Here is a 25,912-nt window from a genome sequence, read left to right as displayed (position 1 = left end):
TATCGATGATTATGATCTTTGAAAAAATATTGGCAATACTAAGCGGAAGCAAGAGGTCCGGCGACGCGGTGTTTGCCCGCACCTTGATAAAGATCGGCCTGGAGGCTTTCAGAATAACGGGTAATGAACAGGGAACAAAACGCATTAAAATTCTCTACGGACCAAGTTTCAGCGTTTATCAACCCTGCCATGCCCATGACATCATATTTTCAGCGGCTCTTAAAATTCGAGGGGCTGAAATCGTTCCGATGTATTGCGACAGCGTACAGCATACTGAATGCAATTTTTTTGGCGGTGTTTGGGGTGGAGGGGCTAAATTCAAGACAATTTGTCGAAATTGTTGCACAACTTCACACGATATGTGGACAGGGGTAGGTCTTTCACCTCTGACGTTCTCAGCGCACCTCGACAGCAATCAGGTGCAGCAGATAGACAGTGTTGTCTCCGCCCTGCCGGATGACGCCTGGCTGTCATATTCCGCCTATGACCTCCCGTTCGGTCAATGGGCAAAGGATATACTGGTCAACAATTATGTTGTCGGGGACTATCGCCTGATTAAGGGCTACGAGCAACTGGGGCGCTCACACCTGCGCAACCTGCTGGTCGTACACGCTGCATATGAACGGATTTTAGATGTTGTCTGTCCTGACCGTGTCGTCGCCAATGACAGTTATTATGGAATGTGGGCCATCCTGCAGCATTTGTGCGAACGCAGGGGGATACCATTTTATTCACATTGGAGCGGCAATCGGCCAAGTGCTTGGTGCTATGCGTACAATGATGCCTCAATGAACCTGGACTATCGCCCGGCATGGCCGAACTTCTCTGCACCGGTACTGAACAACAAGCAAAAATCCACAGTTGATGGCTGGCTGGCTGGAAGACTCTCCGGCAAGGATATGATTCTCGATACGGCTTCACTTGCTGCCCATTGTACCGATGAGATAGATCTGACAAAGATCAAGGAAGGGAAACCGACAGCATTACTTGCGGCAAACGTTATCTGGGATCTGGCAGCTCTGAACAAACAGGTCGTATTTAATGACATGATCGAATGGATCGTCGAAACTATTGCCTGGTTTGGCAAACATCCGGAGTATCAGCTTATCGTCAAACCGCATCCCGCGGAACAGAACCCCTCAATTCCCGAGACTGAAGAGAGAGTGATTACAGCTCTCAAACAGCGAGGCGTGGTAATTCCCGAAAATGTCGCAATGCTTACGCCGAAATCCGCTGTGACGATCTATCAGCTTTTTCCTTTGGTGAACGTGGGCCTCATGCATACCACAACCGTCGGCTTAGAGATGTCGGCACGAGGGATTCCGGTTATTACGACAGCCCGCTCGCCGTACCGTGCTTTCGGTTTCACGTTAGACGCCGCCACCAGGGTTGATTACTTTGAAACCCTCGATCGCGTTCTGAACGGTGAGAAATTGCTGGATCGGGAAAAACAGATTGAATTGGCATACAAATTTATCCTTTTTCAACATTTCCATTACTATACAAAGATTGATATCATGGATTACAAATGGGGTGAAACGCCACGGCTCAAGGTGAAATCACTTGATGAAATTAGAGCGGGTATTAACAGGCATCTGGACTATATAGCTGACAGTGTTATGGCAGGACTTCCGATCGTATCTGATGACCGTTGGCCTGAGGAAAGTTGAGGGAACAGTGCATAACTCCCCAAAAATTCTATTTGTCACCCCGGTTCTCGGTTACCCGCCCAAAGGAGGACCTGAACTGCGGATAGAAAATTCAATAAAGGCGCTTGCACGGATTTCTAGCGTTACATTGTATTGCCGGACATCACTCGCCAAAATGGGTGGGAGTGAAGCATTTGAGTACCTTATGCAGTATGTCGATACAATCCGCTTTGCTCCGTTTTGCCGACAAACCCCCTCTATTCTTATTGCACGCATTCGCAATCTGTTATTGAGTAAATTTCTCGGTCGTAGTTCTACCATTGTGGAAAGTGGAAATGACTATCGAAATGTTGTCGAGACTGCACTTGAAGTTGGAGCAGATGTTATCTGGCTTGGTTACGGTAATATCTCTTATCCGTTGCTCAAGTATATCAAGGCACATTCCAGCATACCTGTCGTGGTTGACACGGATAGTGTCTGGTCGCGGTTTGTCCTGCGGGGAGCTCCGTATGCAAAGGATGAAATCGAGCGCCAACGGATAGAGAAGGAAGGTGAGGTTAAAAAGGAGGAAGAACGCTGGGGGACATGCCTTGCCGATGTCACGACGTCGGTGTCTGAAGTGGATGCAGAATATTATCGCGGCTTGACCGACAATCCTGGAAGTGTTCACATCTTCTCAAATGTGATAGACCTCAACTCCTATAAATGTGTCCCTTCTCCGAGAGAATTTACCACCCCCTGCATTTACCTTGCGGGGACCTTTTGGGCCGGTAGCCCAATGGAGGATTCAGCCCGTTGGTTGCTGGAGCATGTTCTGCCAACTCTAAAACGGGAAGTTCCGGAGATCCATTTTTATATTGCCGGCCGTGGTTCTGCTAAAGTTCTTGCCGACATACATGATAGTGCAGTGACAATAGCTGGAGAATTGTCCTCTGTGCTCCCCTATCTCACCAATGCCACGGTAACGGTTGTTCCGCTGCGGTTTGAATCCGGTACTCGTTTCAAGATACTCGAAGCCGGGGTCTGCGGTATTCCAGTTGTTTCAACGACACTCGGGGCCGAGGGCATCCCTGCAACAAATGGCAGGGATATTCTCATAGCCGATACTCCGGAAGATTTTTCACAAGCAATCATCAAGGTCATCCGTGATCGTCAGTTGGCCGAAAATTTGGGATTGAATCTGAAGGAGCTTGTCTCCAGAAGATTTTCAATCGATGTTTTGGCCGGTGAAGGGCAAGCTGTTCTTGATTATCTGATCACAAGGGAGTAGCGACTCAGCCCATGATAGTTTCTGAAAAATTATTCTCCGCAATAAACTTTACCCATTATCTTCTGTCGGGTGCGCAAGCCATTCATGGAGATCTTCCTTACCAAAAGGAAAGAGTTGAACGTGCCTTCATCGAACAAGGGATTACCCCGGCCCCGTATTCCATCAACGTAGATGCGTACAGGCAGTTTGTGGGAAAGGCGCGTTACAGGACCGGCGCATACGGAGATTACTTTAGCGAGAAATCGCTGGAACATTTTCTCTCATTCCAGTTTTCCGATTTGAATAAGCATTCGCTGGTCGTCGATGTCGCGAATGCAGGTTCATCTTTCCCTGGAATTATTTATGATCTGTTTAGATGCAGGGTTATCAGTAATGACCTTGCTTTCGCACCAGGGGAGTTTGTCGTGGAAAGCTGGCACACTCGTATAGGGTGTAATGCCTGCAGTCTCCCCATAAAAGATGCGTCAGTTGACCTAATAACCATTCACTGTGCTCTTGAGATGTTTGAGGGTAATGATGACATAAACTTGGTAAAAGAGGCCACCCGAGTTTTAAAATCAGGAGGTAAGGTGGTAATCATCCCTTTATATATGAATGAAATTCATCACGTGTTACGAGACCCCAAAAATACAAGAAGAAATCAGCCCGATATAGATGAAGGTTCTGTTTTGATTTATAGAAAGGACTTTTGGGGCGTTGCATTTGCTCGCTTTTACAGTGTGGATGCTTTTTGTAAGCGTATTCTTGCAAATGTAAAAGGAAATATGCTGTTTAATCTTTACAAAATTATCAATGCGGAATCTGTTGGCAGCAATGTTTATTTGTCGTGGATTGGTGTGTTTGAAAAGTTGTCCTCTGATGAACAAATAATTCCATCAGTTAAAGAGGTTTGTCAATGATGGAGCAATTAACACACAATAACAGCCTTCTTGCCGTCATAATCCGGCATGATTACAGCAAATCCGGGATACACTTTTTTACTCCGGATGATTTTTCCCAACAACTTGCCTACATGAATCACCCGACCGGCAAACTTATTCCGCCACACGTTCATAATCCTGTCCAACGAGAAGTCTTCTATACTTTGGAAGTGTTGTTTCTCAAGCGTGGAAAGTTACGGGTTGATTTTTATGATGATGACCGCAACTATCTGGAAAGCAGGATTCTTGATGCAGGTGATACAATTCTACTCGCTTCCGGTGGGCATGGTTTTGAAGTGTTGGAAGAGATTGAGATGATTGAAGTGAAACAAGGACCATATGCCGGTGAGGCCGATAAGACGAGGTTTGCAGGGATAACTGCTGCTGGTGCTGTGGTAAAGCATAATGAATGATTTCATTCCTGTTAATGAACCTCTGCTGGACGGCAATGAAAAGAAGTATCTATTGGAATGCATCGATTCCGGTTGGATTTCATCGGAAGGCCCTTTTGTGCGGCAGTTTGAGGAGCGGTTTGCCAGTCGGGTAGGGCGATTGCATGGAATTGCTGTTGCCAACGGTTCCGGAGCCCTGGATATCGCTGTGCAGGCGTTGCGGCTTGGACCAGGGGATGAGGTTATCCTGCCAACTTTTACGATTATCTCCTGTGCGGCTTCTGTTATACGTTCTGGTGCAGTGCCGGTACTGGTTGATGCTGACCCTGTTACCTGGAACATGGCTGCAACACAGGTGGCCGAGCGGATTACTCCCCGTACTAAAGCGATCATGGTGGTTCATATCTATGGTCTGCCGGTTGATATGGCCCCGATAATTGAACTGGCAAGAACACATGATCTTAAGATTATCGAAGACGCTGCTGAAATGCATGGTCAGACCTACGAAGGGAAACCGTGCGGCAGTTTTGGTGATATCAGCACATTCAGTTTTTACCCAAACAAGCATATTACGACCGGTGAAGGGGGAATGTTGGTTTGTGATGACCCCAATCTTGCAGAACGGTGTCGCAGTTTGCGAAATCTCTGCTTTCAGGGGGGGAAAAGGTTTGTTCATGAAGAGCTTGGCTGGAACTATCGCATGACAAATATGCAGGCGGCCTTGGGGCTTGCGCAGCTTGAACGATTGGACGAGTTTACAGCCCGAAAGCGGACCATGGGCTGGAAATATACGGAGCAGCTGCTGAGGATTGCAGGATTGGTGTTGATGCCGCCAAAGACTCCGTATGCTGAGAACATCTATTGGGTGTATGGTGTGGTCTTAAACGATGAGGTGCCGTTTGACGCTGAAGTGGCAATGAAGCGGCTTGGCGCCCTTGGTGTCGGTACCCGCCCCTTCTTCTGGCCAATGCACGAACAGCCCGTCTTTCACAAACTGGGCCTCTTTACAGATGAGACCTATCCCGTAGCAGAACGTCTTGCACGACGAGGATTCTACATACCCAGCGGCATGGCATTGGTAGATAAACAGATAGAGAAGGTTGTCGAGGCAATGATTAGTCTGATGAGGGATGAAGGATGATTGTTTTTGGAGCCTATTCAAAATACTACAATCTGCTCTATAAAGATAAGGACTATGCCGGCGAGGCTCGCTATATCCATGAACTCATTCAGAAGCACGCTCCCGGCGCGAAGAGCATCCTTGACTTGGGCTGCGGCACAGGCCGGCACGACTTTGAACTTGAAAAGCTTAGGTATGAGATCACTGGTGTCGACAAGTCGGATGAGATGCTGACCGCGGCTGCCACTCAACTCTCATCTCGCCCCTACGCCGCTCGTTTGAATTTTCTTCAGGGTGATATCCGCTCGGTTCAAGTCAATCGGACCTTCGATGTTGTCATCTCGCTCTTTCATGTAATGAGTTATCAAACGACAAACTCAGACCTTCAAGCGGTCTTTACAACAGCGAAAACCCATCTAAATCCTGGCGGTTTGTTTCTGTTTGATTGCTGGTATGGCCCGGCCGTTCTTACAAATCTTCCCGTTGTTCGAGTCAAACGGCTTGAGGATGAGTTTGTCGAGGTGCTGCGCATTGCCGAGCCGGTCATGCATTTCAATCAGAATGTTGTTGATGTGAATTATCAGCTGACTGTAACCGAAAAGGCGACCGGCAAAGTAGAAACCCTGCTTGAAACGCACCAAATGCGATATCTGTTTATGCCGGAGCTGGATGCATTGAGTACCTGCAACAATATGGACAAAATATTCACCTGCGAATGGGGAACGGGCCGGGAGCCTGACTGTGATACTTGGGGGATCTGCATTGGCTTGTCAAGCATGTAGCAATCAGACGGTTATGCACGATACAATTATGCAACACGAAGTCAGGAAGAAAATAGCCTTTGTCATGAACGGTTATGGTCTTGGCAATTCTCCTTCTCTGATAAATGCAGCAAAAATGTTTGCCAGCCATGGGTATGATGTTGATTTTTTCACCTGTTGTACCTTTCTAGGCAATGTACAATTCGATGATAGCTGCATAAATATTCATAACATTCCGGACCCTGACAATAGATCAGGCAACTCGGGTTTTTTTTCAAAGGTAAAAAAGGCTGTATATTACAGAATCAAGCTTTTATCGAGAAAATTGCCATGGGAAATACGATTAAATAATGAAGAAAAATCTATTTATAAATCAATTGTCTCTTTTGTTGAATCTGTTAAATCAATAATAAATACTACAAAATACAGTTGCTATATAGGAGTTGAACCACTTGGTATGATGGCTGCGTATCATCTGAGTTCACAAACTGACACTCCATTTGTTTATTATAATATGGAACTTCATATTGATTGTGATAAAAAAATCCTAAGTGATTTTGTCGTTAAGAAAATTGAGAAAAAGCTGAACAGATTCGCATCATTCACAATAACTCAGGATGCTGAGCGAGGTCGGCTGATTGCAGATGAAAACGGAATACAGGAACATTCTATACTTACTGTCCCGGTGTGTGCCGAAGGCGAACCCTTCAAGGAGAAAACGAGTTATCTGCACGACATGTTTGGGCTGGCGGCGAATACGCGCATAGTTTTGTATGCAGGTTTCATTGCTGATTGGGCCATGTGTCTTGAGATTGCGGAATCTGCACAGTTGTGGCCGGAAAATTGGGTAATGGTTTTTCACACGCATGGGTATAACAATGAGGACTATATAAACAAAATTAGAAGATTTGAGTGCAGAAATGTACGATTTTCCATGTTGCCGGTGCCATATGAAGAGCTATCGGCATTTTTGGCTTCTGCAGACATTGGCATCGCTCTTTACAGGGATTTGGGAGTAAATTTCACACTTATAAGCTCTGCATCCGGAAAATTAGCCCATTATCTTAAAAGCGGATTACCTGTCGTGGTAAATTCCTACCCCGGAATTTCCAGGCTTGTTGATAAATACTCTTGCGGAATAGGGATTGACAGCCCCGACCAGTTGTATGATGCAATATGTAAAATATTCGAAAATTATCAGCACATGCAATCTGGTGCTTATCGTTGTTATGAAGAAAATTATAGATTCTCTCGCCATTTTACCAAGGTAATTGACAGAATTGACCAATTATGAAGGACTATTAAATGTCTTTTCAGTGCTGTCGAATATGTGGCGGTAATATCAACTTTGAAAATAAGATTTATGACGACAGGTATGGTTACCAAGGTTGTTTTGATCTTTTCAAATGTCGTTGTTGTGGGCATAGATTCCTTAATATTGAGTTTTCAAAAGATCAGCTCGTCAGGCAATACACCGACTACTATCCGCGCTCGACGCGTGATGTGTCGAGCTACAGGCCGCTTCAAGGTGCTCATGGTTTTATTGCATGGCTTAATGGTGCTTACCGCTCTGCATACCTCTGGGTTCCCCATAACGTTCGAATTCTCGACATCGGTTGCGGTTTCGGCGAATCGCTCGGCTATCACAAGTCCCGTGGATGTGATGTGTACGGTGTTGAAGCAGATGAAAATATCCGGCGGGTAGCCGATAAATATAACTTCAACGTACACGTCGGATTGTTTGATTCGGACCGCTACGAGCAAAATTTCTTCGATTATGTGACACTTGATCAGGTTGTCGAACATGTCACTGACCCACTGGCAGTACTGCGGGGCGTTGCCCGGGTTCTGAAGCCGGGAGGGATGGTTGTCCTGAGCACGCCCAATCCGAACGGTTGGGGGGCAAAGCTGTTCGGCCGCCGCTGGATCAATTGGCACGCACCTTACCATCTGCAGCACTTTTCCCCGTCATCAATGCGGATTGCAGCGGAAAAGTCTGGGTTGCTCATTGAGAGTGTTAGAACTATGACATGTTCTGAATGGCTCCACTACCAATGGATTCATGTGCTGACTTTTCCGAAATTGGGTGAACCGTCTCCGTTCTGGTCGCCTAATGCTGTACGGGCAACGTGTGATAAGCTGGTTATTGGGATTCTGTCACAGATGCACCGCACCAGGTTCAACCATATTGTGACGCGACTGTTCGATGCGCTTTGTGTTGGAGATAACCACATCTTCTTCCTGAGGAAGCCGTGAGTGAGAAGATTTACATACTGCTTCCTGTCCACAACCGCTGTGAAGTTACCCGACGGTTTATTGAATGCCTCAAAGTGCAAACATTTCGAAATTTCCATCTTGTTCTCATCGACGACGGTTCCAGCGATGGTACGGCAGAGATGGTGAGTGAGCACATAAGTAGTTTGAGTGTGATCAGAGGTAAGGGAAATTGGTGGTGGGCAGGGTCGTTACAGCAAGGATTCCATTGGCTGAAGAAACAGGACAGTTCCGCCACCGATCTTGTTCTGATAATCAATGATGATACCGAGTTTGAAGCAGACTTTCTTGAACAGGGGATAAAGTATCTTAGGCAGCGATCCCGGACTCTTTTACTGGCATGGAGTTACAGTCGCCGGACTGAAAGTTTGATGGATTCGGGGGTGCATGTAGACTGGCGCAACCTGTCTTATGAACAGGCGGGAACTCCTGCCCGAATCAACTGCCTTTCGACTAGAGGACTCTTTTTGCGAATCTCGGATTTTCTTGAAATTGGCGGATTCCATCCAAGACTTCTGCCTCACTATGGCTCGGACTATGAATTCACCATTCGTGCACATCGTAAGGGGATGACCCTGCTGACGGCCCCGACAGTAAGATTACGACTTGATGCAGAGACAACCGGTTTTCATGAGATGTCTTCGGATTCTTTTATTGGGAGACTGCGTAAGATATTTTCAAAGCGGTCCCCATTGAACCCCTTGTTCGGTACGATGTACATTATACTAAGCTCTCCCTGGCCCTGGAAACCGTACAATATCGCAAGGGTTTGGCTGGTGGCGGTACATGCACTTTTCTCCTCATCGTTGCATAGGGGGGCCGGAAAATAACGGCGAAAGCCTGGCTGAGAAAGCGTAATGCATGAAACTCCTTAAAATTTCAAAACTCCCCCCTGAGTATGTAACAGCATTATATGCTGCTAAGTCAGACCTGGCTGCGAAGTCGTATGCGGAACAAAAAGCGGCACTTGATTTTGATGCCTGCGGTTGGGCCGATCACTGGTCGCACTCCCTTACTCATATTGGCTATGAAGTTATGGAAATAGCCATCAATATCGAACCGATGCAGAGGGCATGGGCCAAGGAACACTCGATATCGCAGTGGCAAACGCTCAATTTCGCGCAGATCGCCCTGATTCAGGCACGTAGTTTTCAACCAGATATTCTCTGGTTTAACGATTATGATGAAAAACTTCTGGCGGAGATCAAGGCCGATATCTCCAGCCTCAGGCTGGTGCTTGGGTGGGTTGGAAGTGCCATACCGCCTTCATGCCATTGGAAACAGATAGATCTTGTGCTTTCATGCGCCCAGGAGTCCGTTGATCGTTTGCGGAAACAGGGATGTCGAGCCGAGCAGTTGCACCACGGATTTGATCCGCGAATCATTTACCGACTCGAGCAGCGCCAGAAACGATTTGATTTTACGTTCATCGGCCAGCTATTTAGACACAGTCAATTTCATTTGTTGCGCGAACAGCTATTGCTGGAACTGGCAGGAGCAACAAACGTAACTATTTTTTCATCTAGCGCTCGACTGGGATATATAGCCGATGTCCGATCTGCGGTTTTTGCCGTCATTCATCGGGTTTTAGCAGCTCTCAAACTTTTAGGAGTAGATGAGCGGTTCCTGACATCGCTGCCTCGCATCGGCATGCTGGCCAGTTCCAGCCCCCCTTCTCTTTTTGCTGTCCATCCTGGGTTACGTAGATATCTGCAAAACGATGTCTATGGACTGGCTATGTACCAAGTGCTGAGCGACTCCTGCGTATCGCTCAACATACATGCGGATTCATCCCCCTTATTTGCATCCAATATGCGTCTTTTCGAGGCAACCGGCGTCGGTACCTGTTTGATGACCGACTGGCGGGACAATCTTAGTGATCTTTTTGTGCCGGAAGTCGAAGTGGTAACCTACAGAAACTTGGATGAATGCGTAGAAAAAACACGCTGGCTACTGGACCACCCGGCTGAACGTGAGGAAATCGCGAAAGCAGGGCAGCAACGAGTATTGAAGGACCATACATTTGCAAATCGTGCGATAATACTTAATGATATTATCCACAGGGCCATTAATTCATTTAGTTAACACGAGGCATCGGGATTTATGAACATTCTACATATTAATAGTTATGATATTGGAGGTGCTGCAAAAGCAGCTTTCAGGCTTCACAATAACATGCTTGAAGCCGGGTTGAATTCAGAGATGTTAGTTCTGGCAAAAATTAACAAGCAAACAAAAGCATTTTCTTATTGCAAAAACTTCTTTCTTCTTCAAATACGCCAAAAAATAAGGAGTATAATAAATTCACATCAAATTAATAATTCTGATCCTGACTACCTGTTTAAACCCTCCAATCAGGTTGACGTGACTAACGCTGAAGACCTTTACAAAAAATTACCATTCAAACCTGATATCATAGTAGCGCACTGGATATCTGATTTTATTTCCGCAAAAACGCTCTTTGAACTTGGCCGAATATGTAATGCCCCGTTGATCTGGTACCTGCTGGACATGGCCCCACTTACCGGCGGATGCCACTATGCTTGGGACTGCAAGGGTTATACTGAAGAATGTGGTAATTGTCCCGCGTTGTATTCGAAAAACCCACGTGACGATTCATATATTCAGCTTCAAAATAAGATTCAGAGCATAAAGGATAGCAAGTTAACCATTGTAGCTTGTACATCCTGGCTCACTGAACAGGCAAAAAACGCTACCGTTTTCCGAGGTAAAAGAATAGAGCAAATTATGCTGGGCATTGATTCTACCGTTTTTAAACAGGAGGGTAAAAGCGCCGCTCGCGCATCGCTGGATTTACCACCTGATATAAAAATACTCCATTTCGGTGCGCTCTACTTCTGGGACAGGCGAAAAGGCATTAAATATCTGATTGAAGCTCTTAAAATCCTAAAAGAAAGCTATAATGTCGCTCACGACGATATTGTGGTTACAATGGCTGGACATTCTTCTGAAGTTGAGCCGGAGATACGTAAGCTTTTTAACTGCAAGCCCCTCGGTTTTCTTGGTTCTGATGTACAGACTGCAGCTGCATTTCAGGCGGCAGACCTGTTTGTCTGTCCTTCTGTTGAGGATTCAGGTCCGATGATGATTAATGAATCGATACTGTGTGGCACGCCAGTTGTATCTTTTGACATGGGCGTAGCCCGCGACCTTGTGCATACAGGAATAACAGGATATCGTGCGGAACTGAAAAACAGCTCTGATCTGGCGAAGGGTATCTACTATATTCTGAATCTCGAGGTGGACAAGGCTGAAAAAATGTCAGAAGAGTGCCGGAATCTGGGTTTGCTGCTGTGCCATCCAATAGTTCAGGCTGATTCTTTTAGGACGCTATTTGATTCGCTTCTTAAGGTATCCCCGTGATTAAAAAATACATTCAATCATTACTGGGCTGTGTTGGATTGGAAATCAGAAAGGTTGATGAACTCGCATTTCTGGGATATGACCTGGAAAACGAAGCAGTTGAACTTATACGCAAAGTGCGACCATATACGATGCTTCCGAAACAAAGACTGTTATCACTCTATCAACAGGTGGTTTTTTGTGAACAACAAAAAATACCGGGTTGCTTTGTTGAGTGCGGCGTATGGAAAGGTGGGGCAGTAGCCCTGATGGCACTTGCCAATATGACACATGGTGAGACTCCAAGGGTTTTCCACCTGTTTGACGCTTTCCAGGAAATTTGTGAGCCGGATGCCTCTGTTGACGGTGAAAGAGCAATAAGCGAAGTGAAAAAATGGGCAAACGGCGGTTCGAGCGGAAAACTGGAACCGGTAAAGGGTTTTTATGATTCATTTGGTGGGCCGGGATCATTAGAGGGAAACAGGGATCTTTTGGAAATGCTAGTCGGATATAATCCCCATTTATTGCATTATCACAAAGGCTGGTTTCAGGATACCCTGCCGAGAGACTCTAACGACATTGGTGATATAGCTATATTAAGACTTGATGGCGACTGGTATGCGTCAACAAAGATCTGTCTGGAATATTTGTATGACAAGGTGGTGCCAGGAGGATTTGTAATAATCGACGACTACGGAGCATATGATGGATGCAGAAAAGCGGTGGATGAGTTCATGCTGAAACAAGGAATTTCCTCTTTTTTTAATCATATAGATAGTGAAGCTAGATACTGGATAAAAAACTGATCAACCTGGGCAAGGGCATTCTCAACATGAGCTCTGAGTTGGCACTTGTTTTTATTGGGATATTGAATCATCGGCACTAACGTCAAAAGCATAACACCAAATACATTGCCAGGATACGAAATGAGCCTAACACCTCGCCAACAACTTGCTAACATACTTCGTAAATTTCATCTGTTACAACTGGCAGACTTTTTCTGGTTCATTCGGGACTACTTGATGAACCACAAATCAAATGTTCAATTTTTCAAGGAGCATCCCAACGAGAAAATACCTCCTCCAATGATGCTGTACGATATTCAGGGTAATTGTGACTACTCTGGTTTTTACTCTAGTGGTCGGGGACATGCGCACGAGATTTCCCGAATTATAACTTCGGAACGCCCTGATCAAACACTTAAAATATTAGAGTGGGGATGTGGCCCGGCACGTGTTCTGCGGCATATGGCATCTCGCGATAACAGTGATTGGGAACTTTGGGGATCTGACTACAACAAAAAAACAATATACTGGTGTCAGCAGCGGTTTTTGGACACACATTTTTTGCACAATGATCTTGAACCTCCCTTGCCTGCAGAAAATGAATTCTTTGATGTGATTTACTGCATTTCAGTTTTTACACATCTTTCACAACAACGTCATTATCAGTGGGTTGCAGAAATTATCAGATTGCTAAAACCAGGGGGGCTTTTTATCGGAACTTTCCATGGAGAACACTATAGAGATGATTTGACAGATGAGGAACAGTGTCGATTTGACTCAGGAGAACTGGTTATTCGGGATAAGATCATAGAAGGTAAAAAGAACTTTGGTGCTTATCATTGCGACAGCTTCGTACGTCGGCTGCTTTCCCCTTTCAATGTCGTCAAGAAGTTGGATTGTGCCTCAGGTTTTCGTCAAACAGCATGGTTTGCCATTAAAGATAACAATTATTGATGGAGTGCAGATTGGACCGATATACTGAAGAAGTAAAAGATTGGCTGAATAAACGTTTCAGTTCAACTGACGATAAAGGGATTTATATTGCCCATCAACCAATTTACGGGTTCAGGAAAAATCCAAGTGAACCTGGACATATATGCAGGTACATTATTACATACAGGTTACTTGAATCATTGAGTCGTCTTTATTTCAAATCGTTACTTGATGTGGGTGGTGCTGAAGGTTACAAGGCATATCTTGCACAGAAATTTCTCGGCGTTTCGGTACAATCAACAGATTTGTCTGAGGAAGCGTGTAAACGCGCTTCCGAGATTTTTGGCATAGAATCTTGTCAATCAGATATACATAACTTGAAATTTGAAAATGGCAAGTTCGATGTTGTTATGTGTAGCGAGACCTTAGAACATGTTACCGATTGGAAGCATGCCGCTTCAGAATTATTGCGAGTTGCAAGAAAAGCAGTTGTTATCACAATTCCACAAGATAGTAATAAATTGATTGAGCGGAATAAGGAAACTAAAGAAATACATGCACACATCCATCATTTTGATTCAGACAGTTTTGATTATCTTAAATCAGAAGGGCACTCTGTCTTTGTACAAAAAATATCAAATAGTTTACTTGTAGTTCCTGCTTGTCTGATAGATGCCCAGACACGCGTACATAACGAAAATTGGCGGCATCCAAGGATAGTTACGCAAATTTATAATAAGTTGATTGTGTTAACAAAAATAGTATTCGGAGAAAGAACAGCTGAATTCATAATTTGGTTAGATCGTTATTTCTGTATGATATTTCAATCGCATCAGACTAATATTTTCGTGATATTGAAAAATAAAGATTGTCATAAAGAAAAAATGGATTCAAATAAAGTATCTATTAAGGGAATTGTTAAATTTTCTGTACCCCACCATTATCTTTAATACAATTATTTGGAGAAAAGTCGGTGACTAAAATATTCTCATTGAAGTCAATCGACAAGATCGTGGGCCGGTGTCTATGCAGCTTGTTTCCTCGGCCCCGAGTTGGTAAGAATGACAATGTTTTAAGAATTATTTTTATCCGTCCCGGAGGTATCGGCGATGCGGTGTTGCTTACCCCGGCGATCAATTCCCTGAAAAAGGTCTATCCCGATTGTCATATCACTATCCTGGCCGAAAAGCGTAATATCGGTGTATTCTCACTACTTCCCAGCGTGGACGTGGCGCTATGCTATGATCATCCCCGCGGATTTTACCAGGCTCTACAGGGTCTATATGATGTCGTGATTGACACGGAACAGTGGTACCGTCTCTCGGCTGTGGTCGCTCGAATGGTACAGGCTCCGATGAAGATTGGATTTGACACAAATGAACGACGACGGATGTTCACGCATGTCATACAATATGATCAAGGTGCCTATGAACCTGATAATTTCTTGGCTTTGCTGAAACCTCTGGGAATTGATTGCCAGCAGCAGGTCGGAGCTGTCGCACTGTCGTTGCCGCATCAGTCCATCTCCAGAGCAAGTCAATTGCTTCAACCGCTCAATTCTGATTCATTTGTTGTTATTTTTCCCGGAGCATCAATTCCGGAAAAACGTTGGGGGGCTGAGCGCTTCAGCCTGGTATCAAAGCAGTTGGCCGAATTAGGTATTAATGTTGTTGTAGTGGGAGGTCGCGAGGACCGCGTTGATGGTGATCTGATTGTTGGGAGTGGGGGGATAAGCCTTGCCTGTATGACTACACTGCCTGAAACCGCTGCGGTGATAGCCCGTTCCAGTCTGGTGCTCAGTGGTGATTCGGGAGTGCTGCATCTTGCTGTTGGGCTGAATATTCCTACGGTATCGTTATTCGGGCCAAGCAGTGTGTCAAAATGGGCACCACAGGGTGATCGCCATATTGTGATAAACAGGGACCTGTCCTGCTCCCCCTGTACGACTTTCGGCACGACACCCCCCTGTCCGATTAACGCCCGCTGCATGCAGGAAATCTCCGTTGATGAAGTGGTCAATGCCGCTACCATGCTGTTGACTAGTCTGGGTGCTATGCCGTCCAGCTGTTGCAAGCGGGATTGGATTGAAACAGCCAAATAGTCCGGAATCGGACATCTCATGGATTTTTTGCATAAAAGGGTAACAAAATATAGATGCGTAAATTGATACTGATTCCTTTGATACTGCTTGGCTTGACAGGCTGCACTGCAAGAGACTGGCGCACGGCCAGTCGCGAGTCTGCCGGAATAGCGCCCGACCCGGCCGTCAAGCGGGAGGCGGTGCTGCAGGTGTACGGTGCCTCTGCCTGGGTGTGGCGCGGCTGGTTCGCCGTACATACCTGGGTTGCCGCCAAACCGACGGGCGAAACCGCCTATACGGTTTACGAAGTCATCGGCTGGCGGCAGCGGCGCGGCCTGCCGGTTGTCCGGATAGAAAAGGACCTGCCTGACCGTTACTGGTTCGGGGAGCGCCCGAGATTGCTCAAGGAATTCCGGGGAGACGGGGTGGACAGACTGATCGCTGCCGTTGACAAGGCAGCCAAGAGCTACCCCTGGCCGGACACCTACAAGGCCTTTCCGGGACCGAACAGCAATACCTTCACCGTTTGGATCGCCACACAGGTGCCTGAGCTTGGCCTGGAGCTCCCCCTTTCAGCCATTGGCAGCGGCTATGTCCATTCAGCAGCCCGATAATCAAAAAAAACAGCAGGATCTATGCTCATAATTGTTGAATCCCCCACCAAGGCGAAAAAAATACAGTCAATCCTCAAGGTGAAAGTCATGTCCACGGTGGGGCATTTCAAAGACCTGCCCGACGCCCAAATCGGCGTAGATCTGGCTACTTATGAGCCAACCTTCGTCTATCACGAGAAGAAAGCCAACCTGCCCAAAGAGCTGCGGGCAGCGGCACAGGGCGAGACCGTCATGCTGGCCGGTGACCCGGATCGGGAAGGCTATGCCATCAGCTGCCATATCTACGAAGAGGTCAAATCCGTCGCCAAGGAATGCCTGCGGATGGAGATCTTTGAGGTTACCGAGAAGGGCTTGAAGGAATCACTGGCCAAGGCGGTACCGTTCGAGCAGACCAACACCGGTCTCTACAACGCCTTCCTGGGACGCAGGATCGGCGACCGCCTGGTGGGCTATATTCTTTCCCCGATCGCCAGCAAGAGCCTGCGCAGCAGCTACAGTGTCGGGCGGGTCCAATCCCCGGCGGTGCGCCTGGTGGTCGACCGTGAACGGGAGATCCGCGCCTTTTCCTCTGCCAAGTACTGGATGCTGGATATCCAGCTGGACAAAGACGGTGCGAGCTTCCTGGCCCGTCATGTCAATGGCAAGTTTGCCCAGCAGTCGGACGCCCAGGCTATTGTTGATGCCATCCACGCGCAGACCCATGCCCGGGCGGAAAAGGTCGAAAAGAAAGAGGTCAGGCAGTCACCCAAACCGCCCTTCACAACCGTCGATCTGCAGGCTGCCGCCGCCCGGCTGAAATTCACCCCGGAACAGACCATGAAGCTGGCCCAGGGGCTGTTTGACCATGGCGTCACCACCTATCACCGTACTGACTCCGTCCGTATGGGTGAGGCCTTTATCGCCGAGATCCGTGAGTTCCTCGGCAAGACTCTCGGCAGCTCCTATCTGCCGGCACAACCGAATCAGCACAAGTCGAAGAACTCCCAGGCCGAGGCCCACGAAGGCATCCGCCCCACCCATATGCATTCGCTGGCAGACATTCCTGCCATCATCAGGAAAGAAGGGCTGACCCCCGACCATGCCAGGCTCTACGAGATGATTTTCAAGCGGGCAATCGCCAGCCAGATGGCGGCGGCCCGCTATGACTCCACGGTCATGATCTTTGAGGTGGCCGGAGAGCGCTTCAAGGCCGCCGGCCGCATACTGATCTTTGACGGTTTTCTCAAGGTCTACGCTGAGGTGGACGAGGAAAAGGACAAGAAGGGTGATGAGGATAAGGACAAGCTGCAGCTGCTGCCACCGGTAGAGGTTGGCGAGCTGGTGCCGAAGCTGGGGGAGACCCTGGAAGAGAAAAAGAGCAAGCCGCCGGGACGGTTCACCCTGGGCTCCCTGGTAAAGGAACTGGAACGGCTCGACATCGGACGCCCGTCCACCTACGCCTCCATCACCAAGAACATTGTCGACCGGGGCTACGTCAAGGAAGAGATGGGCAGGGTGGTTCCCCAGTCCCCCGGGGAAACGCTGATCGATTTTCTGCGGGATAAACACCCCTGGGTGATCGATTATGAGCTGACCAGCAAGATGGAAAACTTCCTGGACCTGGTGGTGGAGAACAAGGAAACCTGGCAGCGCTTCTGCAAGGGTGTGCACAACAAGATGGGCTTCTCCATCCCGGCGGCGCGTGCTGCCGGTGGTGGGCCCAGTGAAGGACAGCTCAAGTACGCAGCCGACCTGGCCCGAAAAAACGGTCTGGTTATCCCCGAAGAGACCTTGAAGAGCGGCAAGGCGCTTTCCCTCTGGATTCAGGATCTTGTCGCTCCCAAGGTCCCGGCCCCGGATGCACCCAAGGCCGCTGCAACGGTTGCCGGGGCGCCGGTCAAAAAGAAATCCAAACCTGCCTAGTTCAGATTATCGTTTGAACAGGCTGTAGCCTCTGAATATCCGCACATTTGTATAAACCGTCACCCCCCCACCATACATACCCTTCATATATTGAGGTTCCACCACATGCCGTGGCGGAATACATCGATTCAGACATCTCCTGCTGTATATTCCTTACGTCTAACGCGCTGTAATTAATAAGGTAAAAGCAGCTTGCTGATAGCGTGGCTGTTATTGGCCGGTGATTTGCTATAAAAGCCTGTAAACATGAAGACCGGCGTGGTGGTCGTCTTCATGGGTCAGCGGCAAAGAGGCATGTCATTTATTGAAATTAACCACTCACGTGTAACCAAAGGAGATCAACATGAAACTCAGAAGTCACTCACTAGCCTTGTTTGCCATGCTTCTATTCGGAACTGTCAGCGTCATGGGCGGCTGCGCCACCACCGGCATGGATCGATCCGTCAAGGCCTCCAATTCAATCAAGGACGTAGACAGTGAGATCAGGAAAATGAATGTCCAGATAGATGTAACGGCAGTATCTCTTGATACCCTGGTTGCGGCAGATAAGGGTGACCTGAAAAAACGCTTCGACAGCTATACGGACAATGTAGAAAAGCTTGATAAAGAGGGCAAAAAAGTGCTCAAACGCCTGGATGAAATGAAGCTGCGCAATAATCAATACTTTAGCGAGTGGGAAAAAGAGGGTGACTCCTTTACAAATTCAGAGATTCGCGAGCTCAGTGAACAGCGCCGCAGCAAACTGGCAGAAACCTATGCACGCGTACCTGCTGCCGGATCAGGGATCAAGGGCTCGTATCACGCCTACCTGACCGACCTGAAGGAAATCCAGAAATACCTGTCCAATGACCTGACTCCTAAAGGGGTTCAGGCAGTAACACCCGTTGCCAACCGGTCTGTTCAGGACCTGAATTCATTGAAGGCGTCGCTTACCCCGGTAGTTGCCGCTCTGGATGAGATCAAGGCTGAGATGTACAGCGGTAAGAAATAGGAAGTCTGAATCTACGCAGCTGAATATAAAAAGGAGAAATTATTATGGTGAAAATTAGTCGCTTGTTGCAGGTAGCTGTCTGTATCGGGATGCTGGCCTCTTTCATGGGATGCGCAGCCACACAAAAACACGAAAGCACCGGTCAATATGTCGATGACTCCGTCATCACCACCAAGGTAAAGGCCGCCATCTTTAAAGAAGAGAATCTGAAAACCTTGCAGATCAATGTCACGACGAAGAAAGCGGTAGTGCACTTGGAAGGAACCGTTGATTCGGCGCAGAATATTGCAAAGGCCGCAGAGGTTGCACGACGGGTAACTGGCGTTGCATTGGTGGAAAACGCCCTGGTTGTAAAAAAATAGCGGTGCAGCCTGGTTTAAATCAAAGACCCGCTCCGGCGGGTTAGTTAACACTTCTGATTGTTACCGGAGTGCTGCAAGAACAGTGGCTAATGCTACTGATATTAAGAACTTTTTAGAGGAGGTTTTATGTTGTGGACAATCTGCGTGATCCTGATAGTGCTGTGGTTGTTGGGTATGGTTACCGCATACACCATGGGCGGTCTGATCCATATACTGCTAGTTATTGCTATAATAGTTGTGCTGGTTCGTGTTATTCAAGGACGAAGAGTTCTTTAATCAACTACAACCGCATAGAGCAGTTCCGTTAAGAAATCTGGGCGCACGACGATGCGCCCTTTTTCGCGTCCAGATAAAATTGTCAAGAAATGAGTAGCTATGGGGGTCGTCACAGACATGATTAGTACCGCAACTGCTGAACTTCGCATCCTGGCGGAAGAGAGTCTGCATAAACTCGAGTCAAACGAAGGGTACCCTCGCAACGCCGATGAGACGCAGCGACTACTGCACGAACTGCAGGTACACCGGATCGAGTTGGAGATGCAGAATGCGGAGCTTCGGCAGGCCAGGAATGAAGTGGAAAAAACCCTGGGAAAGTACACCGACCTCTACGATTTCGCCCCGGTCAGCTACTTTACCCTCGACCGCAACGGGGACATCACAGCAGCAAACCTTTGCGGCGCCCGACTGCTGGGGGGCGAACGCTCCCGATTAATAGGGAAGAGTTTCGGGTTGCTGGTCATGGAAGAATATCGTCCCGCCTTTTCTGCCTTTCTTGACACGGTCTATACTAGCCTGGGCAAGGTGGTCTGCGAAGTAGCGCTCCTTACAGTGGGCGAGTACCCGCTGTATGTTCAGGTGGAAGCCATGGACAATGCTACAGGGCAGGAGTGCCGCCTGGCCCTGATCGACATCAGTGAGCGCAAGAAAGCCGCAGATGATCTGCGCAGTTATGCTCGTCGTCTGGTCGAGATGGAAGAGGGACTCAGAAAAAAGATAGCCTCGGAGCTTCATGACGAGATCGGCCGGGATCTGACCGTACTCGGCATGAATCAGGCATTTGTCAGTCAAAACATGATAAACGTTGCGCCGCTGAATCTCATTGCGCGGCTCACGGATTCGTCCCGCCTGATCGAAGGCATAAGCCGCACTGTCAGGGGGATCATGGTCATGCTTCGGCCTCCGGTATTGGATGACTATGGCCTGTTAGCCGCTCTGCGCTGGCATGCTGAACTTTTTACAAAGCGCACCGGCATAGCGGTCATTATTCAGGCTGATGAGCCCCTGCCCAGCCTGATGGTCGAGATAGAAATGGCCCTGTTCCGCATCGCCCAGGAGGCGCTGATGAATGCCTCAAAACATGCGGCTGCTGCGTCGGTGACGATCACGGTCAGCAGCGACAACGGCCTGCTCTATTTCGTGGTTTGCGATCATGGCAAAGGTTTCACTCCCGCATCATACAAACACACTCAGACCGTTTCCGGCTGGGGCATGAACAGTATGCGTGAACGGGCAGAATTGATCGGCGGAAATTTTCAGGTGGATTCTGTACCGGGAAAAGGCACCACAATATCTGTCGAAGTACCACTGGAGGACGTTTAGATGATTATCCGTATCCTGATTGCCGATGACCATGCCGTCGTACGGGATGGCCTCAAGATGATACTCGAGTCGCACAGTGATCTGTCGGTTGTCGGTGAATCACGCAATGGCCACGACGCACAGGCACAAGCCGAGGCGCTGAGACCAGATGTCATCATCATGGACATTGCCATGCCCGAATTGAACGGGATAGAGGCAACGCGCATGATCTGCGAGAGTTTGCCGCGGGTCCGGGTCATCATACTCTCCATGCATCAGACCAATGAACATGTCTTTCGGGCACTGCAGGCCGGAGCCCGGGCCTACCTGCTCAAGGAGTCGGCCGGCTTCAGTGTTGTCGCTGCGGTTCGCGCTGTCATGAGAGGACAACACTACTTTGGTGAAGGGGTTGAGGCACCAATCAAGCTGAAATCCGTTTACAATGTTCTCACCCAAAGCCCCCTCGACAGTCTCAGCCGCCGTGAACGCGAGACCCTGCAGTTAGTGGCAGAAGGCAATTCAAATACAACTATTGCTGAGTTATTAAATATCTCTCCCAAAAGCGTTGAAACCTACCGCAGCAGACTGATGCTGAAACTTGGCGTCTGCAACGTTGCCGACCTGGTTAAATTTGCACTCCAGCATGGTGTCACCTCCCTCCAATAAATATTTGTTCCTGTAATGTTTACCTGACAGACAGATCATCAATGAAACATCATACTGTAAAATCCCGTAGAGTAATCATACGTATCCTGTTTCGTTGAATCTGGTCGGGGGACAATATAGCGATGAAAATCCGGACCCGTCTCCATATCCTGACCGCGGCTGCGGCTGCCCTGGTTGTTATTATGGCGCTCCTGTTCTACTGGTCGCAACAGAGGCTTGCGACAGCCAACAAAGCCAAAAACCTGGCGGACGAGATCGTCAGCAGCGTCTTCGAACGCAATACGTTGAGAAACGACTATCTCAATAACGACAACCAGCGGGCCAAGCAGCAATGGTTTTCGAAACAGAACCAGCTTAGCGACCTTTTGAAGATCGCGCCTTCCCAGTTAGAGTCCATCAGCGACAGAATAATCATTGATGACATACAGAAAAGCCTTGATGCAAGTTCAGCAGTTTTTCGGCAGATCCTGGACAACCGGGAGACCACCAGAGATTCAGCTGGTCATCATCCCCAGGCGAATGAGACTGAAATCAGACTGGTAGCACAGCTGCTGCTGAAATTCCTGGATACCATCGCCGATGCACGCAGGCTGCAGGAGACCAGCACCCTGCTGATTGTGTCCACCCAAAGGACTGCCGCGCGGGTCTCGCTCTCGATTATCGTCTCCGTTTCGCTGTTTGTGATCGCTGTTGCCTGGTCCCTAAGCCGCATTATCAGCAAAGGCTTAGAGAATCTGCAGCAGGGCGCCGCCGCTATCGGCTCGGGAGATCTTCATTATACGATCCCGCTCGAAGGTAGCAACGAGTTCGCCACAGTGGCGGTGGCCTTCAACACAATGACCGGCAAGCTCGCAGAATCCCATGCAGCTCTGGAACGGGATGTTGTCGCACGAAAGCTGGCCGCCGATGAGATTGAGGGGCTGAACCAGGAACTGAACCAGACCGTCTCACAGCTCCAGGGCGCCAACCAGGAGCTGGAGGCCTTTGCCTACTCGGTTTCCCATGACCTGCGGGCGCCGCTGCGGGCCATGAGCGGTTTCAGTGAGGCCCTGGTAGAGGATTATGGCGACACGCTGGCAGTTGAGGCGCGCGGCTACCTCGACGAGATTGTTATCGGCAGTCGGCATATGGGGCAATTGATAGACGGACTGCTGACACTTTCGCGCAGTACTCGCGGAGAATTACATCACGACCGGGTGGACATCTCCGCCATGACGGATCGCATTCTCTGTCAACTGGAGCGTCTGGATCCGCAGCGCCGGGTGGAATGGCTGATCGAGCCCGGCTTGATTGTTGGAGGGGATGAGCGAATGATCGAGGTGGTTATGAGGAACCTGCTCGACAATGCCTGGAAGTACACCGACCGTACGGCAAAGCCGCTGATACGTATATATGCCGTACAGCAGTGGAACCATCAGTTTCTGTGTGTTGCCGATAACGGCGCCGGTTTCGACATGGCCCACTCCGAGAAACTCTTTCTGCCGTTCCAGCGCCTGCACCGGCAAGAGGAGTTCCCCGGCATCGGTATCGGACTGGCCACGGCCGAGCGCATCGTGCACCGCCATGGCGGCACAATCTTCGCAACCGGTGCGCCACTTCAGGGGGCGACATTCAGTTTTTCCCTGCCGTACGGAGAAGAACTGTATCGGGAAGAACCATGAACATCGACAAGTCCATACTGCTGGTGGAAGATAACGCCCAGGATGAAAAACTGATCCTGCGCGCCCTGCGCAAGGTCAATCTGGCCAATCGGGTGGATGTGGCACGCGACGGGCAACAGGCCCTCGATTACCTGTTTCGTGAGGGTGAATTCGCTGGCCGCGAAGGGAATGACAGTCCCACCATTGTCCTGCTTGACATTGGCCTGCCGCGAGTCAGTGGTCTGGAAGTCCTCAATAGGCTGCGCAACGACCCGAGGACCCGTTTGCAGCCGGTGGTGATCCTGACCTCCTCCGATGAGGAACGCGACCGTCTGGCAAGCTATGAGGACGGCGCCAACAGTTTCGTCTGCAAACCGCTCGACTTTAGCGAATTCGCCGAAACGGTGGCGCGACTCGGTATCTACTGGCTGGCGGTCAATAAGCCGCCTCAGGAGTGAATACAATATGTCTGAACCGCTGAAAATCCTGATTATTGAGGACAGCCATGCCGACTTCCTGTTGGTCGAGCGCCATCTCAAACAGAATGATCTGTCAGCCCGCTGCAGCCGTGTGGATACTCCTGACAGTCTGGAAGCGGCTATTGACAGAGGAGGCTGGGATCTGGTGCTGTCTGACTACCATGTCCCCCAGATCAATTTCCAGGAAAGCCTGATTCTGTTGCAGGCAAGGCTTCCCGGTCTGCCGGTGATCATGGTTACGGGTACTGTGGGCGAAGAAAGGGCGGTGGAACTACTCAAGCTGGGTGTCTGTGACTTCGTACTCAAGGGAAATCTGGCCCGTCTGGTGCCGGCCATAAAGCGCAGCCTCAGGGATTGTTCGGATCGCACGGAAAAACGTGCGGCTGAGGAGGAATTGCGCGAATGCAACGAACGCTTCCGCATGATTTACGAACACAGTATCGATGCTATTTTGCTGACCAGTACGGACGGTTCTGTGCTTGCGGCAAATCCGGAGGCCTGTCGCGTATTCGGGATGAGCGAGACGGAGATCTGCCGGGTCGGGCGCTCCGGTCTCGTGGATGCTGAAGATGCAAAATTTATCATCCTGCTGGAAGAGCGTAAGCGGACCGGGCGGTTTCGTGGTGTAATTTCCATGAAGCGGGGAGATGGCAGCACGTTCCCCGCGGAAGTTTCATCGGCAGTATTTTCTGAATGTGATGGTATCCAGAAAACGAGCATGATCATTCGTGACATCACGGAACGGAAGAGGCTGGAGGAGCAGATCCGCCAGTCTCAGAAGATGGAAGCGGTCGGTCAGCTGGCCGGAGGCGTGGCCCATGACTTCAATAACATCCTGCAGGCGATTTTCGGCTATTCTCATCTTATTCTGGACATAGTGAAGGAAAACGAACCCATACATAAATATGCCAATGAGATTGTAAAGGCATCCAAAAGAGCTGCGGATCTTACCAAGGGGCTTTTGGCGTTCAGCAGGAAGCAGCCCGTATCTCTGGCTGCTATCAATATCAACTCGATTATACAGGGAAATGAGACCTTTCTCCGCAGACTGATCAGGGAAGATATCGAGCTAAAGATAACCTGCACGGAGCAGCCGCTTATTGTGCTGGCCGATCAAGGGCAGGTAGAACTGGTGCTCATGAATCTCGTTGCCAATGGCCGCGACGCCATGCCGAACGGCGGCAGGCTCTCCATTGAAACGCAGCTAGCAACTCTGGATCCGAAATTTATTGAAAAACACGGATACGGCATCGCCGGCCTTTACGCTTCATTCTCGGTTTCAGACAGCGGCATTGGCATGAGCAAGGAAACGCAGTCGCACATTTTTGAGCCGTTTTTTACCACCAAAGAACAGGGTGAGGGCACAGGTCTCGGACTTTCGATGGCGTACGGCATCGTCAAGAAACATGACGGCTTCATCACGGTTTACAGTGAACCCGGAACAGGTACGATCTTCAAGATCTATCTGCCTGTTGTACAGGCCCTGGTTATCGCAGGAAGGACAGATGTACCTGAGGCGGCCCCTGTGCGTGGCGGGACCGAGACCATACTGGTGGGCGAAGACGATGAAACCCTGCGAAGTCTGTCGAAAAATGTGCTGAGCTTCTACGGCTATAACGTCATCGAGGCGGTGGACGGACAGGATGTGGTGAACAAATTTGCTGAATTTGGTGACAGCATCGATCTCGTTATCATGGACGCGATCATGCCGATTAAAAACGGCCGGCTGGCGTGCGATGAGATGAGAATAGTGTGCCCGCAACTGCAGGTGCTCTTTGTCAGCGGGTACTCTAAGGACATCTTTGTGGGGGGCGAAGCGTTTGACGGAAATACAGTGTTCATCCAGAAGCCGGTGTTACCCGATACACTGTTAGCAAAGGTTCGGGAGATGCTGGATAGAATATAATCATTAATTGCTGGGCGCAACGAGCCTGTTTGAACTCCAGTTTGTAGTACAGGTCGGCTCCGCTTTCGCCACCGCCGGTCTGGGTTTCGATCTGCCAGTTCTTGAAGATATCGTAGCGCAGCCGGAACTGGTTGCTTCCGGTGAACAAGGGGACAATAACGGAGTGTACGGTTGACTGGCCATCAGGCCGCGTCTAACCGGCTGGTTGGGACTTCGCTTTTTTAGTC

General features: G+C 48.9%; 26 protein-coding genes. 25 read left to right on the top strand and 1 reads right to left on the bottom strand.

What is annotated here, in order from left to right:
* The first annotated feature begins 5 nt into the window (after positions 1-5).
* From ACOCF6_RS23425 to ACOCF6_RS23305, 25 genes are all read left to right on the top strand, one after another.
* The gene (locus tag ACOCF6_RS23425; protein WP_482462855.1) at positions 6-1,670 is read left to right on the top strand and encodes a hypothetical protein; all 1,665 of its coding nucleotides are present in this window, start codon (positions 6-8) and stop codon (positions 1,668-1,670) included.
* Positions 1,645-2,919, top strand: a complete 1,275-nt coding sequence (locus tag ACOCF6_RS23420) for a glycosyltransferase family 4 protein (RefSeq protein ID WP_482462853.1) — start codon at positions 1,645-1,647, stop codon at positions 2,917-2,919. Before ACOCF6_RS23425 ends, ACOCF6_RS23420 begins: the two co-directional genes overlap by 26 nt.
* Before the next feature lie 11 nt (positions 2,920-2,930).
* Complete coding sequence (locus tag ACOCF6_RS23415) at positions 2,931-3,818, top strand: methyltransferase domain-containing protein (protein ID WP_482462851.1); 888 nt, start codon at positions 2,931-2,933, stop codon at positions 3,816-3,818.
* Positions 3,815-4,252 carry a cupin domain-containing protein gene (locus tag ACOCF6_RS23410; protein WP_482462849.1) on the top strand — a complete coding sequence of 146 codons (438 nt, stop codon included), beginning with the start codon at positions 3,815-3,817 and terminating at the stop codon, positions 4,250-4,252. Before ACOCF6_RS23415 ends, ACOCF6_RS23410 begins: the two co-directional genes overlap by 4 nt.
* Positions 4,245-5,372 (top strand): DegT/DnrJ/EryC1/StrS family aminotransferase, encoded by a 1,128-nt coding sequence (locus ACOCF6_RS23405; RefSeq protein WP_482462847.1) that lies wholly within the window; start codon positions 4,245-4,247, stop codon positions 5,370-5,372. The genes ACOCF6_RS23410 and ACOCF6_RS23405 overlap by 8 nt, the downstream gene beginning before the upstream one ends.
* A complete protein-coding gene (locus ACOCF6_RS23400; protein WP_482462845.1) occupies positions 5,369-6,133 on the top strand; it encodes a class I SAM-dependent DNA methyltransferase in 765 nt (254 codons plus the stop codon). The genes ACOCF6_RS23405 and ACOCF6_RS23400 overlap by 4 nt, the downstream gene beginning before the upstream one ends.
* Positions 6,093-7,406 (top strand): glycosyltransferase, encoded by a 1,314-nt coding sequence (locus ACOCF6_RS23395; protein ID WP_482462843.1) that lies wholly within the window; start codon positions 6,093-6,095, stop codon positions 7,404-7,406. The genes ACOCF6_RS23400 and ACOCF6_RS23395 overlap by 41 nt, the downstream gene beginning before the upstream one ends.
* A gap of 11 nt (positions 7,407-7,417) precedes the next feature.
* The gene (locus ACOCF6_RS23390) at positions 7,418-8,368 is read left to right on the top strand and encodes a class I SAM-dependent methyltransferase (protein WP_482462841.1); all 951 of its coding nucleotides are present in this window, start codon (positions 7,418-7,420) and stop codon (positions 8,366-8,368) included.
* Positions 8,365-9,216, top strand: coding sequence for a glycosyltransferase family 2 protein (locus ACOCF6_RS23385; protein ID WP_482462839.1), 852 nt, complete (start codon positions 8,365-8,367; stop codon positions 9,214-9,216). The genes ACOCF6_RS23390 and ACOCF6_RS23385 overlap by 4 nt, the downstream gene beginning before the upstream one ends.
* A gap of 31 nt (positions 9,217-9,247) precedes the next feature.
* The gene (locus ACOCF6_RS23380) at positions 9,248-10,471 is read left to right on the top strand and encodes a CgeB family protein (protein WP_482462837.1); all 1,224 of its coding nucleotides are present in this window, start codon (positions 9,248-9,250) and stop codon (positions 10,469-10,471) included.
* 18 nt (positions 10,472-10,489) lie between these two features.
* Positions 10,490-11,770, top strand: coding sequence for a glycosyltransferase (locus ACOCF6_RS23375; RefSeq protein WP_482462835.1), 1,281 nt, complete (start codon positions 10,490-10,492; stop codon positions 11,768-11,770).
* Positions 11,767-12,555 carry a TylF/MycF/NovP-related O-methyltransferase gene (locus tag ACOCF6_RS23370; protein WP_482462833.1) on the top strand — a complete coding sequence of 263 codons (789 nt, stop codon included), beginning with the start codon at positions 11,767-11,769 and terminating at the stop codon, positions 12,553-12,555. Before ACOCF6_RS23375 ends, ACOCF6_RS23370 begins: the two co-directional genes overlap by 4 nt.
* 120 nt (positions 12,556-12,675) lie before the next feature.
* The gene (locus ACOCF6_RS23365) at positions 12,676-13,488 is read left to right on the top strand and encodes a class I SAM-dependent methyltransferase (protein WP_482462832.1); all 813 of its coding nucleotides are present in this window, start codon (positions 12,676-12,678) and stop codon (positions 13,486-13,488) included.
* Positions 13,489-13,499: 11 nt separating this feature from the next.
* Complete coding sequence (locus ACOCF6_RS23360) at positions 13,500-14,417, top strand: class I SAM-dependent methyltransferase (protein WP_482462830.1); 918 nt, start codon at positions 13,500-13,502, stop codon at positions 14,415-14,417.
* A 23-nt stretch (positions 14,418-14,440) separates the two neighbouring features.
* On the top strand, positions 14,441-15,568 hold the full coding sequence (locus ACOCF6_RS23355; RefSeq protein WP_482462828.1) for a glycosyltransferase family 9 protein: 1,128 nt from the start codon (positions 14,441-14,443) through the stop codon (positions 15,566-15,568).
* A 53-nt stretch (positions 15,569-15,621) separates the two neighbouring features.
* A complete protein-coding gene (locus ACOCF6_RS23350; RefSeq protein WP_482462826.1) occupies positions 15,622-16,161 on the top strand; it encodes a DUF3750 domain-containing protein in 540 nt (179 codons plus the stop codon).
* A gap of 21 nt (positions 16,162-16,182) precedes the next feature.
* Entirely contained in the window at positions 16,183-18,063 is a 1,881-nt protein-coding gene (topA, locus tag ACOCF6_RS23345; RefSeq protein WP_482462824.1) for a type I DNA topoisomerase, read from the top strand.
* Between the two features lie 343 nt (positions 18,064-18,406).
* Positions 18,407-19,054: a DUF2959 family protein gene (locus ACOCF6_RS23340; RefSeq protein WP_482462823.1), complete on the top strand. Its 648-nt coding sequence runs from the start codon at positions 18,407-18,409 to the stop codon at positions 19,052-19,054.
* 44 nt (positions 19,055-19,098) lie between these two features.
* Positions 19,099-19,416, top strand: a complete 318-nt coding sequence (locus ACOCF6_RS23335) for a BON domain-containing protein (protein ID WP_482462821.1) — start codon at positions 19,099-19,101, stop codon at positions 19,414-19,416.
* Positions 19,417-19,542: 126 nt separating this feature from the next.
* A complete protein-coding gene (locus ACOCF6_RS23330; RefSeq protein ID WP_482462819.1) occupies positions 19,543-19,692 on the top strand; it encodes a lmo0937 family membrane protein in 150 nt (49 codons plus the stop codon).
* A gap of 117 nt (positions 19,693-19,809) precedes the next feature.
* Complete coding sequence (locus tag ACOCF6_RS23325; RefSeq protein WP_482462817.1) at positions 19,810-21,015, top strand: PAS domain-containing sensor histidine kinase; 1,206 nt, start codon at positions 19,810-19,812, stop codon at positions 21,013-21,015.
* Positions 21,016-21,660 carry a response regulator gene (locus ACOCF6_RS23320; RefSeq protein ID WP_482462815.1) on the top strand — a complete coding sequence of 215 codons (645 nt, stop codon included), beginning with the start codon at positions 21,016-21,018 and terminating at the stop codon, positions 21,658-21,660. It abuts the gene before it with no gap.
* 122 nt (positions 21,661-21,782) lie between these two features.
* Positions 21,783-23,321, top strand: a complete 1,539-nt coding sequence (locus ACOCF6_RS23315; protein WP_482462813.1) for a sensor histidine kinase — start codon at positions 21,783-21,785, stop codon at positions 23,319-23,321.
* Positions 23,318-23,758 (top strand): response regulator, encoded by a 441-nt coding sequence (locus tag ACOCF6_RS23310; RefSeq protein WP_482462811.1) that lies wholly within the window; start codon positions 23,318-23,320, stop codon positions 23,756-23,758. Before ACOCF6_RS23315 ends, ACOCF6_RS23310 begins: the two co-directional genes overlap by 4 nt.
* A 7-nt stretch (positions 23,759-23,765) precedes the next feature.
* A complete protein-coding gene (locus ACOCF6_RS23305) occupies positions 23,766-25,685 on the top strand; it encodes a hybrid sensor histidine kinase/response regulator (protein WP_482462809.1) in 1,920 nt (639 codons plus the stop codon).
* Here ACOCF6_RS23305 and ACOCF6_RS23300 read toward each other — a convergent pair.
* Positions 25,618-25,833, bottom strand: a complete 216-nt coding sequence (locus ACOCF6_RS23300; protein ID WP_482462807.1) for a hypothetical protein — start codon at positions 25,831-25,833, stop codon at positions 25,618-25,620. The two genes, ACOCF6_RS23305 and ACOCF6_RS23300, sit on opposite strands and share 68 nt — an antisense overlap.
* Positions 25,834-25,912: the final 79 nt, after the last annotated feature.

This window comes from Geobacter psychrophilus (genome assembly GCF_056821595.1).
The sequence above is the reverse complement of the archived record's forward strand: the minus strand, read 5'-3'. Positions and strand labels throughout refer to the sequence as shown.